Source organism: Pelagibacterium sp., assembly GCF_048264985.1.
GTDB lineage: Bacteria > Pseudomonadota > Alphaproteobacteria > Rhizobiales > Devosiaceae > Pelagibacterium.
In genome coordinates, this window is the sequence record NZ_JBLXCL010000010.1 from 17,042 (window position 1) to 32,329 (window position 15,288).

21 protein-coding genes are annotated in these 15,288 nt (G+C 59.3%); 4 read left to right on the forward strand and 17 right to left on the reverse strand.

Features of this window, described 5'->3' with window-relative positions; all coding sequences use genetic code 11:
• The first annotated feature begins 63 nt into the window (after positions 1 to 63).
• Both ACN0TA_RS16640 and ACN0TA_RS16645 read left to right on the forward strand, forming a co-directional pair.
• Positions 64 to 249, forward strand: coding sequence for a hypothetical protein (locus ACN0TA_RS16640; protein ID WP_417585007.1), 186 nt, complete (start codon positions 64 to 66; stop codon positions 247 to 249).
• The gene (locus ACN0TA_RS16645; RefSeq protein WP_417585009.1) at positions 249 to 557 is read left to right on the forward strand and encodes a hypothetical protein; all 309 of its coding nucleotides are present in this window, start codon (positions 249 to 251) and stop codon (positions 555 to 557) included. The genes ACN0TA_RS16640 and ACN0TA_RS16645 overlap by 1 nt, the downstream gene beginning before the upstream one ends.
• A gap of 193 nt (positions 558 to 750) precedes the next feature.
• Here the strand turns inward: ACN0TA_RS16645 and ACN0TA_RS16650 are convergent, their stop codons facing one another.
• From ACN0TA_RS16650 to ACN0TA_RS16725, 16 genes are all read right to left on the reverse strand, one after another.
• Complete coding sequence (locus ACN0TA_RS16650; protein ID WP_417585011.1) at positions 751 to 1,383, reverse strand: hypothetical protein; 633 nt, start codon at positions 1,381 to 1,383, stop codon at positions 751 to 753.
• Positions 1,376 to 1,702 (reverse strand): hypothetical protein, encoded by a 327-nt coding sequence (locus ACN0TA_RS16655; RefSeq protein ID WP_417585013.1) that lies wholly within the window; start codon positions 1,700 to 1,702, stop codon positions 1,376 to 1,378. The genes ACN0TA_RS16650 and ACN0TA_RS16655 overlap by 8 nt, the downstream gene beginning before the upstream one ends.
• Positions 1,699 to 2,481, reverse strand: a complete 783-nt coding sequence (locus ACN0TA_RS16660; RefSeq protein ID WP_417585015.1) for a metallophosphoesterase — start codon at positions 2,479 to 2,481, stop codon at positions 1,699 to 1,701. Before ACN0TA_RS16660 ends, ACN0TA_RS16655 begins: the two co-directional genes overlap by 4 nt.
• Positions 2,478 to 2,822, reverse strand: coding sequence for a hypothetical protein (locus ACN0TA_RS16665; RefSeq protein WP_417585017.1), 345 nt, complete (start codon positions 2,820 to 2,822; stop codon positions 2,478 to 2,480). The genes ACN0TA_RS16660 and ACN0TA_RS16665 overlap by 4 nt, the downstream gene beginning before the upstream one ends.
• Positions 2,819 to 3,442 carry a hypothetical protein gene (locus ACN0TA_RS16670; protein ID WP_417585019.1) on the reverse strand — a complete coding sequence of 208 codons (624 nt, stop codon included), beginning with the start codon at positions 3,440 to 3,442 and terminating at the stop codon, positions 2,819 to 2,821. Before ACN0TA_RS16670 ends, ACN0TA_RS16665 begins: the two co-directional genes overlap by 4 nt.
• On the reverse strand, positions 3,439 to 3,681 hold the full coding sequence (locus tag ACN0TA_RS16675) for a hypothetical protein (RefSeq protein WP_417585021.1): 243 nt from the start codon (positions 3,679 to 3,681) through the stop codon (positions 3,439 to 3,441). The genes ACN0TA_RS16670 and ACN0TA_RS16675 overlap by 4 nt, the downstream gene beginning before the upstream one ends.
• Positions 3,682 to 3,726: 45 nt before the next feature.
• A complete protein-coding gene (locus ACN0TA_RS16680) occupies positions 3,727 to 5,319 on the reverse strand; it encodes an AAA family ATPase (protein WP_417585023.1) in 1,593 nt (530 codons plus the stop codon).
• Between the two features lie 220 nt (positions 5,320 to 5,539).
• Complete coding sequence (locus ACN0TA_RS16685; RefSeq protein WP_417585025.1) at positions 5,540 to 5,932, reverse strand: hypothetical protein; 393 nt, start codon at positions 5,930 to 5,932, stop codon at positions 5,540 to 5,542.
• Positions 5,929 to 6,162 (reverse strand): helix-turn-helix domain-containing protein, encoded by a 234-nt coding sequence (locus ACN0TA_RS16690; protein WP_417585027.1) that lies wholly within the window; start codon positions 6,160 to 6,162, stop codon positions 5,929 to 5,931. Before ACN0TA_RS16690 ends, ACN0TA_RS16685 begins: the two co-directional genes overlap by 4 nt.
• Positions 6,152 to 7,612 (reverse strand): hypothetical protein, encoded by a 1,461-nt coding sequence (locus ACN0TA_RS16695; protein ID WP_417585029.1) that lies wholly within the window; start codon positions 7,610 to 7,612, stop codon positions 6,152 to 6,154. Before ACN0TA_RS16695 ends, ACN0TA_RS16690 begins: the two co-directional genes overlap by 11 nt.
• 193 nt (positions 7,613 to 7,805) lie before the next feature.
• Complete coding sequence (locus ACN0TA_RS16700) at positions 7,806 to 8,027, reverse strand: hypothetical protein (protein WP_417585031.1); 222 nt, start codon at positions 8,025 to 8,027, stop codon at positions 7,806 to 7,808.
• Entirely contained in the window at positions 8,011 to 8,475 is a 465-nt protein-coding gene (locus ACN0TA_RS16705) for a very short patch repair endonuclease (RefSeq protein WP_417585033.1), read from the reverse strand. Before ACN0TA_RS16705 ends, ACN0TA_RS16700 begins: the two co-directional genes overlap by 17 nt.
• A complete protein-coding gene (locus ACN0TA_RS16710) occupies positions 8,414 to 9,160 on the reverse strand; it encodes a GIY-YIG nuclease family protein (RefSeq protein WP_417585035.1) in 747 nt (248 codons plus the stop codon). Before ACN0TA_RS16710 ends, ACN0TA_RS16705 begins: the two co-directional genes overlap by 62 nt.
• Position 9,161: 1 nt before the next feature.
• Positions 9,162 to 10,019 carry a hypothetical protein gene (locus tag ACN0TA_RS16715; protein ID WP_417585037.1) on the reverse strand — a complete coding sequence of 286 codons (858 nt, stop codon included), beginning with the start codon at positions 10,017 to 10,019 and terminating at the stop codon, positions 9,162 to 9,164.
• On the reverse strand, positions 10,016 to 11,170 hold the full coding sequence (locus ACN0TA_RS16720; RefSeq protein WP_417585039.1) for a DNA cytosine methyltransferase: 1,155 nt from the start codon (positions 11,168 to 11,170) through the stop codon (positions 10,016 to 10,018). Before ACN0TA_RS16720 ends, ACN0TA_RS16715 begins: the two co-directional genes overlap by 4 nt.
• Positions 11,171 to 11,210: 40 nt before the next feature.
• Positions 11,211 to 12,023 (reverse strand): hypothetical protein, encoded by an 813-nt coding sequence (locus tag ACN0TA_RS16725; protein ID WP_417585041.1) that lies wholly within the window; start codon positions 12,021 to 12,023, stop codon positions 11,211 to 11,213.
• 6 nt (positions 12,024 to 12,029) lie between these two features.
• Between ACN0TA_RS16725 and ACN0TA_RS16730 the strand changes: the two genes are divergently transcribed.
• Positions 12,030 to 12,329 carry a hypothetical protein gene (locus ACN0TA_RS16730; protein ID WP_417585043.1) on the forward strand — a complete coding sequence of 100 codons (300 nt, stop codon included), beginning with the start codon at positions 12,030 to 12,032 and terminating at the stop codon, positions 12,327 to 12,329.
• 368 nt (positions 12,330 to 12,697) lie between these two features.
• Positions 12,698 to 13,897: a tyrosine-type recombinase/integrase gene (locus ACN0TA_RS16735; RefSeq protein ID WP_417585045.1), complete on the forward strand. Its 1,200-nt coding sequence runs from the start codon at positions 12,698 to 12,700 to the stop codon at positions 13,895 to 13,897.
• Positions 13,898 to 14,581: 684 nt separating this feature from the next.
• On the opposite strand, the gene ACN0TA_RS16740 is transcribed toward ACN0TA_RS16735, so the two are convergent.
• Positions 14,582 to 15,286 (reverse strand): cysteine hydrolase family protein, encoded by a 705-nt coding sequence (locus ACN0TA_RS16740; RefSeq protein ID WP_417585047.1) that lies wholly within the window; start codon positions 15,284 to 15,286, stop codon positions 14,582 to 14,584.
• Positions 15,287 to 15,288: the final 2 nt, after the last annotated feature.

The window sequence follows — 15,288 nt, forward strand, 5'->3', positions numbered from 1 at the left end:
GGCGTCGATCTGACCTTGACGGCAGCTGCATGATCCCACCACTTCCAGCGCGAATCCGATCGCATGTATGTGCGGCACGACGATTTTCAGAAGTCGATCACCGGCTTGTCGGATGACATTCGCATGTCGCTCGCGACGATGGGTGACGTCCGCGACACCGTCCTCCGGCTCGAATCCCGACTGTACCCCGACGAGAAGCCCACGCTGCCGCCCCAGCGCCGGCGCACAACCAAGCGGGAGTCGGTCTGATGCGGGGAATCGATATCGAGGCGATGACGGCTTCTATGATGCCGTCCAGCGTCGGTGTAAATATCGGCTACGCTGCCGGCTTGGCCGAGCGTTGCGGATATCGACTTGATGACGGCGCTGTCGAGCAAGCCGCAAACCTGAACGCGCTCCGCCCCCAAATGCTCCAGCCAGGGGGCGTATCCCGCCATCTGTGGGCGGAAGGATATCAGCGCGGGCTGGCATTGCCGCGATCTGAGAGCCTATGCCAAAACGCCCTCGCGATGTTTGGACCATCCGGAAACACCATTCCGCACTTGATGTCAGAATAACCCTTCGGCAACTCATTTTAACTCACGCGACCATATAACTCCGAAAAACTTATCAACTTCAAAGGCTTACGAAGCGGCTATTTCAGCGTTTTCCCACCGCCCCTTTTCGGTCACAAAACCACCCCTCAGGAAGCCACGTGACAGGCCCGATTTCGCCCTTAACCTGACACCCATTTAAGCCGCGCGACCGGGTTCAGTGATCGTCTCCGGGTTCGTTATTTTCGTCATCGAGCGCAGATTTGAGACCGCGCTTGCGCATGTTCTCGACGTGTCGGCTGTCGGTCTCGGGCGTGTGCGGACGCGCTTCCTCGCGCACCGGACGATACTTCTCGATCGCCGCTTCGATTGCGTCCCGGTCTCTGTAATCGAGTGCCGACATTTCGACGCCGACATCGACAATCTCGGTTTCGAGACGGGCAATTTCGGCGGAGAGATGTGCGATTCGATTCCTCATGCCTTCGCGGGCGACGTGATATGCGGAGTCCCGCTCCTGATCGAATTTGACCTCCGCCAGATCGATTACCTGCTGCGGCAGCCCCTCGAGTACGCTCAGCTGCGCCAAAACATTCCGGGTCTGCGATGCCAGCCGCTCATACTCGTCGATCTTGGCTTCTAGGATTTCGCGGATCGGACGACCGTCGCCGCCGAGTTGGTCGACGATGACCAGCTCGGGCACGCCGTCGCGCTGGATCAGCGCGCCCTGAGAGTCGCATTCCCACCCGACATTCGCGATATCGAAAGTCGAGACGATCTCGATTTTTTGGCCGGGATAGCGATCTTCAAGTTCATTGAGCGCGCGCTCGAATTTGAGTTCCGATTCAGTCACCGTCCTGCTCCTTCATCCATGCCTCGATCGTCCCCGGCGTCAACCGCAGCCTCGCAAGCCCTTCGTACGAGTCCGGCCACCAGACGAAACCTTCGTCGTCCCAGATCGCGAAATCGAACGCGCGCCCCGGCGGCGTCGAACCCGGATGCTCGATCCACTCGGGGTTCGCCTCGTCGAAGAACCGCATTTGCTCGAGCGCGCGCTGCAGCTTCGAGATCGGAATCTCCCCGAAATCGTCATCGATCCGCACGCATGCGCGGATGATTTCAGTGCCGCGCCGCCGCAATGGAGCAATGAATTCCCAGCCGTCTTTGCTCATGTCATCACCTCGATCAGGAATCTAGGATCAAATCCGCGCTCACCATCATACCCCCTCGGATTGCACACAACGCGCGTGTCCCCGACACGGTAATCTCGCCGCCAATGGAGATGACCGTGGATCCACAACTCCGGTCGATATCGATCCATCAGGCCGCCCAAGTCGCTGGCAAAACTACCGTCCGACGGATCCGGAAAATTCGGGTCGTCGAGTGACAGGCGATGCGGTGCGTGGTGTGTAATGACGACCGTTGGGCCGTCGAAAGGCTTCGCCAGCCGTCGGCCGATCGTCGCCCTGTGATCCCTATGCCAGGCGAGTGTGTCGCGTGGATGGAGCCGGCGCAGTCCGACATCAATGCTGCGGTAATCCGGCATCGCATTCCGAGCCCAGACCTGCGCCTGGGCGACATCGAAGGGGGCAGCGGACACGGCAGCGAAATCCGTCCACAGCGTTGCGCCGACGATGCGCACGCCGCCGGTCTCGACGACTTCGCCTCGGGCCAGGACCGTGACGCCAAGCATCGCGCAATCGTGGATCACCGCGTCCAGGGCGGCATGCGGATTAATGCACGCGTAAAAATCGTGATTTCCCGGCACCCACAGAATCGGGATATCGATCGCGCGTTCCCGCTGCCGATCGAGCCAATTAAACCCGTGCGTGAACCCGTCCGCGATATCCCCAGCGATGACGAGCACGTCTGCATCCGCCGGCGGATCGGGCAGATCGAAATCGCGATCGCGACCATCGACATGCAAGTCGCTCATAATCCACATTTTCATGGCCACCATCCGATTTGATTCACCGCTTCGACGAGCAGCGGATCGGCATCGCGTCGCACCGCGTCCGGCCCGCCGCAACGGATGATCGACCGCGCCAGGCCGCGCAGTTCGCGGTCTGGTGTGTACCGCGGCACTGGCCTGGGCCCGCCGCGGTACACGTTAATATGCCGATCTCGAATGGGAGTCTGGCTATACACGTCGATGTATTCGCGAGCCAGCCGACGCAGGTCCTCGGGATCGAGGGTGCGGGCGGATTTGCGAAGAAATCCGTATTTCTCGGGACCGAGCTGTGCAGCGATGCGGACGAATCGGCGCAGAATATTTGATGCCTCATCGCTCATTCGAAACCCCCATCTGCAGCATGCCCGTCACACACTGTCCGGCACCATCCACCTCGCGTTAGCAGCCGGCCTGGCGCACCGCAGTCTTCGCAAATGAACTCGGAGAGCCATTCGGCGACACTGATGACCTCCTCACTCCGATCGTCGCCGCAGTCGTGGTAAATCCTCAAGCCGCCGAATTTTTCCTTGATCTGGCTGGTCTTCCAAGCACCGTCGTATTGCTCTTGCAGCCAGCCGCTCATCCCGATCAGGAGGTCTGCCCATCCGCTCGCGCACTCGGGGATGTTGTCGATGAAATCGAACTCGTCACGCACCGCTCGCCACCAGTCCCGCGGCATCGGTAGAGGTCGCGGCCGTGCATGATCCCAGTGCCGGGAACGGCTATTGATGACGCGTCGCACCAGCTCGACGACGTCCTCTCGCCGCGGCATCCAAGCGCCCCTCGAATGCGTGGCGCGGCCAGACGGGACGCCGGTGATAAAGAGGTCGATCAGCCCCTCGGATTCGTCCCACCTACCGGGCAACACGATGGCGTCCTTGCATGCGGGATCGCCCTCGAATGCGGCCCCAAGGATCGTTCTGGCTTCGTCCGTGAGGTGGATTACGGACATATCCGTCATACCGCACCCCCTGACATCAGCCGCTGCAATTGCCACCTCTTCAGGTTGTGCCGGTACCGCCAGGCGGCATTTGAGTTGTCGGCAAACAGGTCGACTAGACCCAGCATGCGCGGGTTGATATCGGCCAAGGCGATGGTCGCAAAAAGCTGCACGAGCAGCCCCCGACCGTGGACCGACTGATGGAAAAGGCTGTCGCGCAAGGCTTCCTGGACCTCGCAGATTTGAATGTCGTTGCGCACGTAAATCTCCTTTCGTGATGGTGCGTTGCCCAGGATTGGGCGGGGTCAGGCTTGACCCATGAAGTGCTCTCTTGCGGCAAGCGTGCCCTCGATGGCTCTTCGGAGTTTCCGGAGCGAGCCGCCAGGCCAGGCCTCGCGGATCACGTCGAGCTCGTCAGCGGCAAGCGGCGGATACCAGCGCCGATCGACGCCGCGGTCGCGGGCGATTTCATCAATGAGCTGGCGCGACAGCGGGCCGATGTGCTGCCAGCTTGGCTCCGGCATCTTGATGATGCGCATGCGATCGCGGAGGGGGTCGGGGATCGTGTCGACATCGTTTGCCGTCGCAAAGTGCGAAATCCACGACAAATCGACGGTCACCTCGAGGGCCGGGTCACGGATCGCGGCAGCTTGGGAGCGCTCGAGCATCGGCAGCAACGCATCGAACGCTGATCCATTATGCCGGCTGTCAGACGCTTTTTCGATTTCGTCCCAGACGATAACGCCGTTGGCGAACCCGGAGCGTTGGATAAGCTGAAGGGGGACGCTCGGCCGCGATGTCGACCATTGCGCAGACGTGCCCATTGCGCTCCCGTCTGCAATTCCGCCCATGGAAAACACCTCGACCGGCAGGCTCAATTGACCCGCGATGGCACGCAAAAGCGCGGTCTTCCCGCTGCCCGGCTTGCCGACGAGGCACATGGGGCGGAACCGCACGCGCTCGTCCGACGCGAGGTCAAACAAGATGCCGTCGATGACGTCGCGGGCGTGCGGCCAGCGCGCGGCAAGAACTTCGAAATGCAAATTGATGGGGCCGCGGTCAACCAGCGGCAGCGCCTTGCCGGCAATGTCAGCGAATGCCTTTCGTGAATCCTTCTGCCCACCAACGCCCTTGCCCAGCTCCGGCACGACAACGACGCGTGGCCGGTCGAAAATGAAATCAAGATCGGGATCAGGGTCGATTTCAGCCCGGTCTTCTTCGACTTCGCGCAAGCGCTCGAAGAGCGACTTCTTGCCGTCTGACTCGATCTCGTTGAGTGCCTCGGGATGCCCAGCGAGCCACAAATCCGCTTGCCGATGCGCGTCGATATCGCGCCCGTAATCGAGTAATCGCTGCATCCCGTACCGCTGCGCGCGATCGATCCGGCGCTCGAATGCGCGCGGCGCATGCAGCAATCCTAATACAGTGGCTTGGCGCAGGGTGGCCCCGAAACGGCTATCAAGCAGGGTGGATTGGCGCCCGTGAAAAAGGCGCTGAGCAGCTCCTTCCGAAGCTTCGGCGTCGAAATCCTCGCGATCGGGATCGGAGCATGCGATATAGAGATCGCAGCGCGCGACATCGCTGAAACGTCCGCGGCTCTCGAAAATTTCTCGGCAAAGCTCAAGGACTGGCGCGGACCCGTCAGCGACTGCTTGCTCGACGATCTCGCGCTCGGCTTCGCTGAGAATGACCTTGTGCAGAAAGGATGTGAAGAATCGAATCCGGTCCGTGACCATCGAATCCCCGCACCAGCGTGCGTGGATTAAAACCTCTTCCAATGCAGGCAAGTCGCCCGCGAGGATTTCGGCGCGCCTCTTCTTGAGCGCACGCATGGATTCGACGTCGATTTCTTCGAGCTCGGCAAGCTGCCGGCCCGTGTCAGGGTTTTCCTTCGTCAATGTGTAGATGTTTTCAGAGCCTTGTGGGCGTCCGTGGAATTACGGTGTCGCCCCAAGGTGCGCCGCCGTCGACAGATGTCACGGCGTCCCAGGACGGCGCATAAAACATGAAGTGGCGGCGCCGTCCAGAGGGGAAGTTTCGAAATGCTTAACGGGCGGTCGAGGAGAAAGGTGGCATTCGATCGTTATAGCCATCCAGCAAAGTGGCTATAACGCTGGTTCATGCTGCTTGGGATTGCAGCTCACGCGAGCGATTCATCACCAGCTTCTCACGGCGATCCAGGGCGGCATCTCGAGCAAAATTGGCGTCAATTTCGCGATACACCATCCGCTCGGCCGACATGATCCCTTCGATTTTGTCGGTGAGATGAGTGTTCTGAGAGAAGAGGTCCTCGACTTCGCCGCGATCTGTCGTCGTTGACTTTGCGATTTCGAATAGGCGTTTGCCAATCTCACTTAACTGCTCTGTCAATTTGCGCCGCTCGACTTCAAAGCGAGCACTGCGGTCGAAGAGGTCGTCTTGCTCGACACGGATGGACTGTCGCTTGCGTTCGATGGCATCAATTTCGGAGCGGATCTGATCAGCGTTCATGTGCTTGATCGCGGTTTTCATGGCTTCAACTCCATATCAGGGACGGGCAGGAAATCGGGTGGCACTCCGTGGCGCTCAAACATGAGCAGCAGGCGGCCGATCCATGGGGGAATTTCCCTCTGACCGGATTCGTATCTGCGGATCGTCACCGACACCGTGTTCTCGGCGCCGGTGTACCCGATCGCGCGGCCCAGCTGGAGCGTCGAAAGGCCGAGCTGGTGGCGGATCCGCTTCATTTCGTTACCGTTCATTGACCCCCCTCAGCGCCGTGACGAGATCCGCGTCATGGGGTACTCGGGTCCCGCGACAGTTGTAGCCATAGCAGTAGTTACCCCACGTAGAACCGTCGAGACCGTCGTAGATGACGCCATAGAGCCATTCGCCGTCTGATATGACGTATTCGCGGTAGCCGCTGCCGCCATTGTCCCAGATGATCTCGCCCTTGGGGGCGTGTCCGATCTCGGGTCCGGGTTCGCCAGAGAAAACAGTATGCTTGGCGGCTGCGCACCGGCGCGACGCCTCGGCCGTCTTCCGGCGCTCACCTTCGCGCGCCTCGAGCTCCATTTCCTCACCGTCATCAGCCGGGCGCAGATACACCTGTTGTACGTATTCGCCCTCCCATCCTGGCTTGCCGTCGATGGAGCCGATGTCGGCATCGGCCTCGAATGCGTTGCCCAGCTCCTCGACGACCATGGCGCGACCGGCGATCCGCATGATGTCACCAACATTGTGCTTGCCATCGAGAGCGATGATCTGGGGGCGGCGCGGCGTTGCCGTCTGCGTATCCGTCTGCGCTGGCGTTTTCTGCGTTGTAGCAGGAGCGCTCTTTTGAGCAGGATTGCGTAGATTCTCGTCGATTTCGATCAGGCGATCGAGGAGTGCATCGCGCTCATCGTGACGCATTTTGCCTCTCCAAACTTTCATCAACGAATCCCATTTCATGCGGCGCGCGCGGCAGGCGTGGATAACGTCTTCATCGTATTCGGAGGTGACAGTGATTTCGGTGCCACTCTCTGACCAGCGAATTTTCCGCATGCTGCTGGCGCGGGTGAGACGCGTCTCATTCGCGTCGTTCGCGGCCTCGGCCTCACCAGCAATTCTTGCGAGGGCTTTGCGAAGGGCAGCTCGATATTTTGCCATCACGACCCACACACGACGATCACGATCCCAACGGGAGGTCGGCACTGACTTGATAGCGTCCTTGATCGCGGGATCGAACGGAGACACGACGGCGATTGAGCCATCGGGCCGCACGGTGACGGTTACCCCGGGGATTACCGGCCAATTCTCCTCGCTCGCCGCCCGTGCATCGGCCTGAGATTTTGCGACCAGTTTCTCAAATTTTTCCGTCATCGCGGCCGGAACAGCCCAAGAACTGTTTGCCGGATTCCAGTAAGCGCCCAGCCTCTTAATGGCCGGCACCATGCTCTTCGGTGGGCGACTGATATAGTAGCCGTTGGCCAAATGGGTCACGCCGTAATCGCCACCCTTGGGCAGACCATTTTCTGGGCGCCCATCGGCAAGCCAAGCATCGATCGTTGCTGCAAGGTCATCGGCGCGCTTTGGCGAAATCGTCCACTGCCGATTGCGCAGGTAGGTAGCACCGCACTCGACGAGGATTTTTTGAACGGCAGGGGCGAAACCGATCTGCTGGTCGAGATCAAACAATTTACCCTGAGGGTGATCGGAAATTGAATACATCGTCATTCTCCTGTCGGCGAGGTCCAATGCCTCTTGCCCTCTCTCTATAACGTAGCCATATGGCTACTTCAATACTCTGTTAACGATTTATTTTCGGCATGCGGAAATCTCCCGAATCCGTGCATGGATTCAGGGTCGCCGGGATCGGTGCAAACCTCAACAAATTGATTTTTCTAACGTTAAAGCGCGTTAACTATTTGATTTCGCGCTGGCTGTCATCCCTCTCCACGACGACATACCGGCCCTTCACATCCAGGCCGCAAGCACCCGGCTGCCGGCCAATGCGGCGCATTTCGTCGACTTCAGCCTGGCTGGGGTGGCGGAGGGAGAGCATGAGTTCTTCGGGCGTGGTGTCGGTGTCGGACATGGGGTATGGATAGCGGAAGACGAGGACGCCGTCATCTGTCGCCGGCAAGGAAGGAGATCAGTTTCTCCGCAAGACCGTCTCGGTCCCGGAGCTTGCACTCGCACTCCCAGACGGTGAGAACTTGCCATCCTTGATCGACCAGAGCGGTCGCGTTGGCACGATCTCGCTCGACGTTCCGTGAGACCTTCGCCTTCCAGTACTCGGCATTCTTCTTCGGTACGCGAGAACCCCGTGGACAGTCGTGACCGTGCCAGAAGCAGCCGTTGACGAAGATGACCTTCCGCCGCGCGGGAAAGACGAGATCAGGCTTGCCTAGCAGGTCCTGGCGGTGAAGCCGGTATCGATAGCCGAGGCCGTGCAACAGGCGGCGGACGACCATTTCGGGCTTCGTATCCTTGGAGCCCACGGAGCGCATGATCGCGCTGCGGACGGGATCAGTCTTCGGTATCGACGTCTTCCTCACCCTCCGACCCCGATTCGACTTCCGTTTCGCCACCCAGGTTTTCGAAGCGCCGTTCCGCTAGCCAGCGGAGACGTTTGGTTTGGGTCACCAGAACACGGCGCAGTCCGATCTTCACGTCACGCTCAGAAATTACCTGAGCCAATTTGGAGACCATGAGGGCGCGTCGAGCCAGCCGGGTATCGGGATGATCACGTAGCCCGCGAACCTCGTCGGTCACAATGCTTCCCCGCATGGACGTTGGCTCATCGATCTCGACCGTCGGGGCCGGTGGATCTTTTTCGTTGAGGATCGCCTGGAATTTGCTTTCTTTCCTGAGGCGAGCGAAGACGTGATGCTCCAAGGCATCTAGATACGCCTTTGCGTACGCGAAGTCCTTGTGTTTCGAGTTCACCTGCTCGAATTGGGCCAGCGGCCAGACCTCGATTTCTGCCACTTCGAAGGGATCGAGAACCGACATGGCGACAGCATCAGTCCGCTGATTGGTTAGATGTCGACCGACACGACCACTGAGCTTCTCCTTGGTCTGCCCAACGTAGATGGGTTCGCCATCGTAGTCATAAAATGCGTACACGCCCCATTTGTAGCTGCCGACGGCTCTTTCGTTTCCGGTGATAGGATCGTCGTACATCGTTGTGCGGAAGAACTTTTGGATAGCCTTCCGCAGCTCGTTGGTCTCCATCGGAGGCTTGCGGGTATCGTCTGCAGTCCTTATTACCACTTCACCCCCTCCGGATCGGCGTCATGTCGGATTCTATCTGCACCACGCCGCCGCGAGAGACGGTTGTTCGACGCCAAGTGTCGGTACCGCGGATCTCAATTTCGAAATCGACAAAATTGAGTTCGTCATCACGCCCATCGAAAGCCGCGTGGAAGGCGTGCAGCAGGGCGACGTCGGCGATTGGCTGCGCGACGGCCTTGGTGACAGCTCCACCTGGGACGATTGCAGGGAACATATAGATGCACGGGGGTGGCACTTGGAAAGGACCGACGTCGGTCAATCGTGGCTCGTCCTCACCATGAATCTTGGGGCAAGGCCTGCCGATGGTGCCGCAGAACATATCCCAGATGATCACGCCGTCCACATGCTGGTCCCGGGCGATCATTTCGGCCGAAAGGCGCGTGTGCAGGCCCGACCAGGCGTTTCGTCTGGGGTTGCCCGCCGCGTTGGTGCTAATGCTCCAGATGATGAACTCATCGGCGATGTCGGGCCGCTCAAACAGGGTAACGTTGTTGCCATCCATTGCACCCGTCAGCGCGATGACGGCGTTGCGGCCATTCGGCAGCCGCACCCAGTAGTCACTGCGTTCGACGGCTTCGCTCAGATCCCAGCCTTCGATCAGTTCGGCAACTTCAAGATGGTTTAGGATGTGTTGAACGAACTCGCGCTTCGGGCGCAGCGTGGCTGAGTACTGCCCGCGGATGCGCTCGATGGCCCCTCGAAACAGGCCAGAGTTGTAGAATTCGCGTTCGTCGAGCCCGTGATCACCCAGCTTGTGGGCTTCCGTCTTCAATACCTCTGCGAAGCGCTCGATCTGATCACGAAGCTCGGCGTTTTGTTCGCAGGGGATAACGCTCATGCAGCCTCAGCTTTGGCTTTCGCTTTCTGCAGCAAAGGCTCGATGACATGATGGGCCAGATGCCGAACCACCGGCACCGCCACACCATCACCGGTGAGGTGATAGGCCTCGTTGTAATTCTTGGGCAGCCGATATTTCTCGGGCAGCCCCATGAGCCGCGCTGTCTCTCGAGAAGAGATCAAGCGTGAGCGCACCTTGTTGCCGTCGACCACGACGATGACCTGCCGGCTGGAACCGCCAGCTGGCGTCCGCAGGCAGCCGGCGACGTCATCGAAGCGGATCTCTGCGCGTTGATATTTCAAACCGTTCTCGACACGGGTCCGCTTATAAACGGCCCCGACCATGCGGCGCCCGGACCGCTTAGCCGCATCAAGTTTCGCCAGGTTGATCGGCGACATCTGTCCGATGAGCTTGGAGGTCTCGGCAGCCGTGTGCCATTTTACAGACGCGGGCTTGTCCTCGATCAGGTCAGCAAAGACGGTATTGCGCCGCGGCGGCGTTGGGAGGTTCCACCAAAGCCAATTCTTGCGGGCCTTGCCCTTGATCCGATCGAACGCAGTTTTCAAACCACGCGTGTGGAAGGGGTCGACTGGCCCCGGAGAGATCAGGTGCTCATCGAGCTCGACGTCATCGCGCACTCCGATAACGAATAGCCGCGGGCGCGATTGGGGGACGAACATCGCCGCATCGATCACCAAGGCACCATAGCGATACCCGTTCTCAGCGAACGTCGCGCAGATGGCCTCAAAGTCTTTGCCGCCGTGAGACGTGAGAGTACCTGTGACGTTTTCCAGGGCGACCACACGGGGGCCGCGCCCCTCACTGATCAGACCCTTGATAATGTCCCAGAAAGGGTAAAACGTGCCGGACCGCTCGCCGCGCAGCCCCGCACCGCCTCCTGCGAGCGATAGGTCCTGGCAGGGGAATGATGCCCACGCCAGGTCGGCAGTGCTGGGAAGGTTTGATATCTCGATCTTTCGAATGTCGCCGACTTCGAGCACACCGGGAGTCCCCCAGTTATCCTGATAAGTGACGCCCTTCTTGAAATCGAAATCGTTGGCGAAGACGCATTCCCAGCCATCACCGAATCCGGCACGCGCCATTCCGCCGCCGGCGAAAAATTCCAGAAATGTCGGCTTGGATTGGCTCATCGATCCCTCTTTCATCCGTCATACATTGAAGGTCGACGGTTTACGATCCATTGACAGGATCGCGTTTTGTTCTCGTTAGCAGATTCGATGCAGCGTCGCCAGACTTCACGTGAGTTTCGCCCTTCCTGGCCTCCCGCTTCCTCCTGATCTCGGCTTTGAGCTTGTCGAGGTCCTGCAGCCACGGATCCGATTTCAGCACCTCGTCGACAGCCTTCTGTAGCTCCGCCGTCCAATTCTCGATGACCGGCATCTTGGCACTCAAAGCGTGATGCAGAGCATAGTGCCGACCCGTCACGTCCGACTGCCGCCCACCTTCGACGTGATCGAGGATCAATTTCGTCTCCGCGCGCGTCACGCCGAAATCGCGCTCGAGGATGGTCCCGAAAGCGCGCCGGACAGCATGCGGCGTCACGTTCATCTCAGGCAGCGATGCGAGGGTGCTGATCTGGACGGCGCAACGCAGATACACGATGGCCATCGCCCGAGCCGACGAATTCACATTTCGATAGCACATGCCGCAACTGGATCGAGCACGCCGCTCTGACACATCGCGATCGCTCGGCCTAGGTCCTGCAGCGCCGGTCTCGTCGAGCGTGCGGTCAGGAGCGACGAGGTCTTCCATCGCACCCCGGGCTTGACCCGAGCGCCTCCGGTGCGCCGGGCTGTAGAGCCACGACCACATCGACGACACGACCCGGCAAAAATGCTCGGCAGTGCTCTCTCTACCGCTCTTGTGGATCCCGCGGACGACCGCGGCATTCTCCTCCACACTAATCTCGCGAACGAGCCGATCGTCGAGCAATGCCGTCCGCGCATCTTGCCAGGTCCACGGTTTTTCTTCGCCCCGCTTCACGCGAACATGGGCATCAACGACCCGGGGTTCGGGTTCGATGCGACCGGTCTCGCGCAGCCACCAGTCAAGCCATTCCGATGTCGGGAGGGTACTCCTGACGCGCTCGAAGTCGCAAAGCCGTCCTCCACCCTCGTCAACATCGCTAAAAACGTTGTACGTCGATCCGGAGAGCTGTTCGATACGTTTCTGGGCGCCGCAGCCGAAAGCGCCGGTAAGGAAGTGGGAAAGGTCGTCGGGTGGGGAATGTTTGGCATCCTTGGAATTGTTTTGTGGAGCGCTCAGAGTTGGCTATCGCTAATTCTGTAAATGGATTCGATGGCTATTTAACTTTAACCTTGGCTGCCGGTTTTTTTCGTATGCGCTTGATTCAAGATAAAACCTGACCGCATGGTCCGTCTTATGAAATTGAAGGTGCATGGGGGATTCGAACCCCTTCAGTGGATGATTGAAGAGTTGAACGCCTCGCCGACCGCGCAGGCGCAGCTCGATCGCGATCTTTTTGGCGTGCACCCAGATCAGCGCATGAGCCTCGAAGAGGCCTGCACGCTGCCGGAACTGGCCGGTGTCACCGTCAAAGAACTGCGCGGGGCGATAGCCCGCGGCGATCTCAATCCTGAGCGTAGCGGGCGCCTGATGAAGGTGACACCCCGCATACTACGCGAATGGAGAGACGAATGCCGGCAGCCCGTGGCGCCCACCTTTATTACGACAAGAGCCGGGAGCAATGGCAGATCCGCGATACCGGCGGGTATGCCAAACGGCTCCCTCGAGCAAGCACGTGCAGTCGCCAGGATGCTGAAAAAGCGCTAGCCGTCCACATCGCCACCAAGCGCGATTCGACCGTGCCGACGCCCGTCGTCGTCCACCTCGATGAAGAGATTGCATCGAATCCCAAGCTCGTTTCCGTGGCTCAGGTGCTGGCCTTCTACGGCCATTCGAAGCGTAACGATGCTGGCAATCGGGAATTCATCGGTATCCATATCGATCACCTCTTGGGCTTCTGGGGAGAAAAGGTCCTCGCCCAAGTCAAGCGGTCGACTTGCGAGGGCTATGTCGAGTGGCGCTGCGCGCAGACCTGGTCACCGCCCGGGTCGAAGACCCAGAAGCCCGTGTCCGATCAGACCGCAGCCCGCGAGCTCAACACCCTATCGGCTGCGATCGGCGTTTGGCATCGCGAGCATATGCTCACCGCAGTGCCGGTCGTAACCAGACCCGGCAAGAGGATGAAGATCCCCGACTGGTTGACCGAGGTTGAGTATGAGCGTCTCATCCGGTGCGCCCTTGGCGACCGATGGATCGCGTCCGACATCGCGAACCGTGAGCCCATTTGGCAAAACAACCTGCGTCCCCAGCATCATCTCGCGCGCTTCATCCATATCGGCTTCTTCCAGGGCTCACGCCATGGCGGTATCCTGCGGCAGCGATGGTCGCGCGGTGACATGCATGGTTATTTCGACATGACCACGCGCACATGCCACCGATCCGGCCCAGGCGAGCCCAAGACTCGTAAGCGGGAGACGCCATGCCGAGTCCATGATCGCTTGTATCCGCTGCTCCAAGAATGGCGCCAAGCGGATCGCAAGAAGGGTGTCGACCTCGTCATCCACGTCGACGGCGAGGCTATCGATCGAATTGACCAGAGTTTTGCAACCGCCGCCAAGCATGCCGGCCTGGACCGCAGGGAAGTCGATGGCTCGATGAGAGAGACCATGCCCACGCCGCACATCCTGCGCCACACACGTGCCACCCTGATGCTCCTGGCTGGAGTCCCGACGGCTGAAGTGGCCGACTACCTGGGGATGACCGAGCAAATGGTTGAGACCACCTACGGCCACTCGCATGTCGAGTATCAGAAGCGCGCCGCCGCATCGTGATCGGGCTGGTACGAATAGGGCCGATTTCGGTACGAATAGAAGGTCACCGGTGGGAACTAGCGGGAACGTGGGCTGGCAAAAAGAGTGGTGGAAACAATTGGATAGCCCATGACCGCAGGGCGCGCCGCCGATCCAGCGATGCGTTCACACGGTGATGCTGCTAGCCAGCTAAATATTTGAAAGTAAAGAAATAATATTCTTCGGTACGAATAGAGCTTGATCGGAGTATAGTTCAGCGGGAGAGCATTCGACGACCACCAACTTACCCAGGCGTAGGAGCCTAAGAACCAGATTGGGACTTATATCCAATTGCTATGCCCATAGCGGGCCGCGGCCTCTGGTGCTGCATCAGAGCCGGCCAAATGGTAGCGCCGCGAAAGTTAGCGTTTATTGGCCAACGAGCTCCGGCAGCAAACGCCCCCACTTCAGTCGTTCAGGTCACGCTTGCGGTTTACCGAAAGCTGTCGTTCACGGAGGCTAGCCTCTAAGCGATTGGTTGCAATCTCGGCCCGCGGACATGGAGAAGACCATGGAGGCACCGAAATTTGATTGCCGTAACAAAGTTCATTGTGGCTCCCATTACCCATAAAGGGGTGAAGATCAGCTTGAATGCTGCAATGCGATCTCTTTGGCCCGCTTCTCGATTCCTGGGCCAGCCACCCAGAACGGTCGGCCAGCTCGCGATTAAGCAGTCGATACCTGTCGGCTATTCGTCGATCCACGATCTTTGTGGAGTGATGCTGCACATTGATCGACGCTAAGCACATCGCCGAAAACGCCCTTGAAGTTTGCGAGCGAGTTTATGTGCGCGGCATCGGTGTGCGCTGAAAGACAGTCCTCGATCATTATCGATTTGTAGTTTGCCACGGCGGCATCCTTGGCGGTGGACTCGCAACAAACATTGGTCGCCGTTCCTGCGATGAGGACGGTTTCGATGTTTCGTTCCTGCAAAACTGTGAGCAGATTCGACGACTGTGGGGCCATCGCGCTGAACCGGGTCTTGTGAACGACCAGGTCCTGTGGCCGGCAGTCGAGATTGCTAACCAATTGAGATGCATGATGATCGCGATGCAGGAGAGCCTGCCGCAGGCTTTTGGCTTGTGGCGAGAGTATGTAGTCTTCAAATACGCTCCAGCGAGAATCGTCGGTGGTGGACAATGTGCGTATCCAAATGACGCAACCGCCTGATCTTCGCAGCAATTCGGCCATGCGGTTTATTGCGGGCACTGTAGCGGCCGCGGAGGCGACCGCAGTGGGATACTGCGGATCGACGAAGTAGTTTTGCATATCGATGACAAGCAGCGCACACCGCAAGGGTGGGATTGAGGTAAAGACACGCTCCGTTGATGTGCCATAAATTGCAGGTCCTGATGTTGCGTTTGCTTGCATAT

Bases quoted from the DNA above. Each gene is read 5' to 3' on its own strand.
- ACN0TA_RS16640 (WP_417585007.1), top strand. From the start codon at position 64: ATGTATGTGCGGCACGACGATTTTCAGAAGTCGATCACCGGCTTGTCG.
- ACN0TA_RS16645 (WP_417585009.1), top strand. From the start codon at position 249: ATGCGGGGAATCGATATCGAGGCGATGACGGCTTCTATGATGCCGTCC.
- ACN0TA_RS16655 (WP_417585013.1), bottom strand. From the start codon at position 1,702: ATGAGCAAAGACGGCTGGGAATTCATTGCTCCATTGCGGCGGCGCGGC.
- ACN0TA_RS16660 (WP_417585015.1), bottom strand. From the start codon at position 2,481: ATGAAAATGTGGATTATGAGCGACTTGCATGTCGATGGTCGCGATCGC.
- ACN0TA_RS16665 (WP_417585017.1), bottom strand. From the start codon at position 2,822: ATGAGCGATGAGGCATCAAATATTCTGCGCCGATTCGTCCGCATCGCT.
- ACN0TA_RS16670 (WP_417585019.1), bottom strand. From the start codon at position 3,442: ATGACGGATATGTCCGTAATCCACCTCACGGACGAAGCCAGAACGATC.
- ACN0TA_RS16685 (WP_417585025.1), bottom strand. From the start codon at position 5,932: ATGAAAACCGCGATCAAGCACATGAACGCTGATCAGATCCGCTCCGAA.
- ACN0TA_RS16690 (WP_417585027.1), bottom strand. From the start codon at position 6,162: ATGAACGGTAACGAAATGAAGCGGATCCGCCACCAGCTCGGCCTTTCG.
- ACN0TA_RS16695 (WP_417585029.1), bottom strand. From the start codon at position 7,612: ATGTATTCAATTTCCGATCACCCTCAGGGTAAATTGTTTGATCTCGAC.
- ACN0TA_RS16715 (WP_417585037.1), bottom strand. From the start codon at position 10,019: ATGAGCGTTATCCCCTGCGAACAAAACGCCGAGCTTCGTGATCAGATC.
- ACN0TA_RS16720 (WP_417585039.1), bottom strand. From the start codon at position 11,170: ATGAGCCAATCCAAGCCGACATTTCTGGAATTTTTCGCCGGCGGCGGA.
- ACN0TA_RS16730 (WP_417585043.1), top strand. From the start codon at position 12,030: ATGGGCATCAACGACCCGGGGTTCGGGTTCGATGCGACCGGTCTCGCG.
- ACN0TA_RS16735 (WP_417585045.1), top strand. From the start codon at position 12,698: ATGCCGGCAGCCCGTGGCGCCCACCTTTATTACGACAAGAGCCGGGAG.
- ACN0TA_RS16740 (WP_417585047.1), bottom strand. From the start codon at position 15,286: ATGCAAGCAAACGCAACATCAGGACCTGCAATTTATGGCACATCAACG.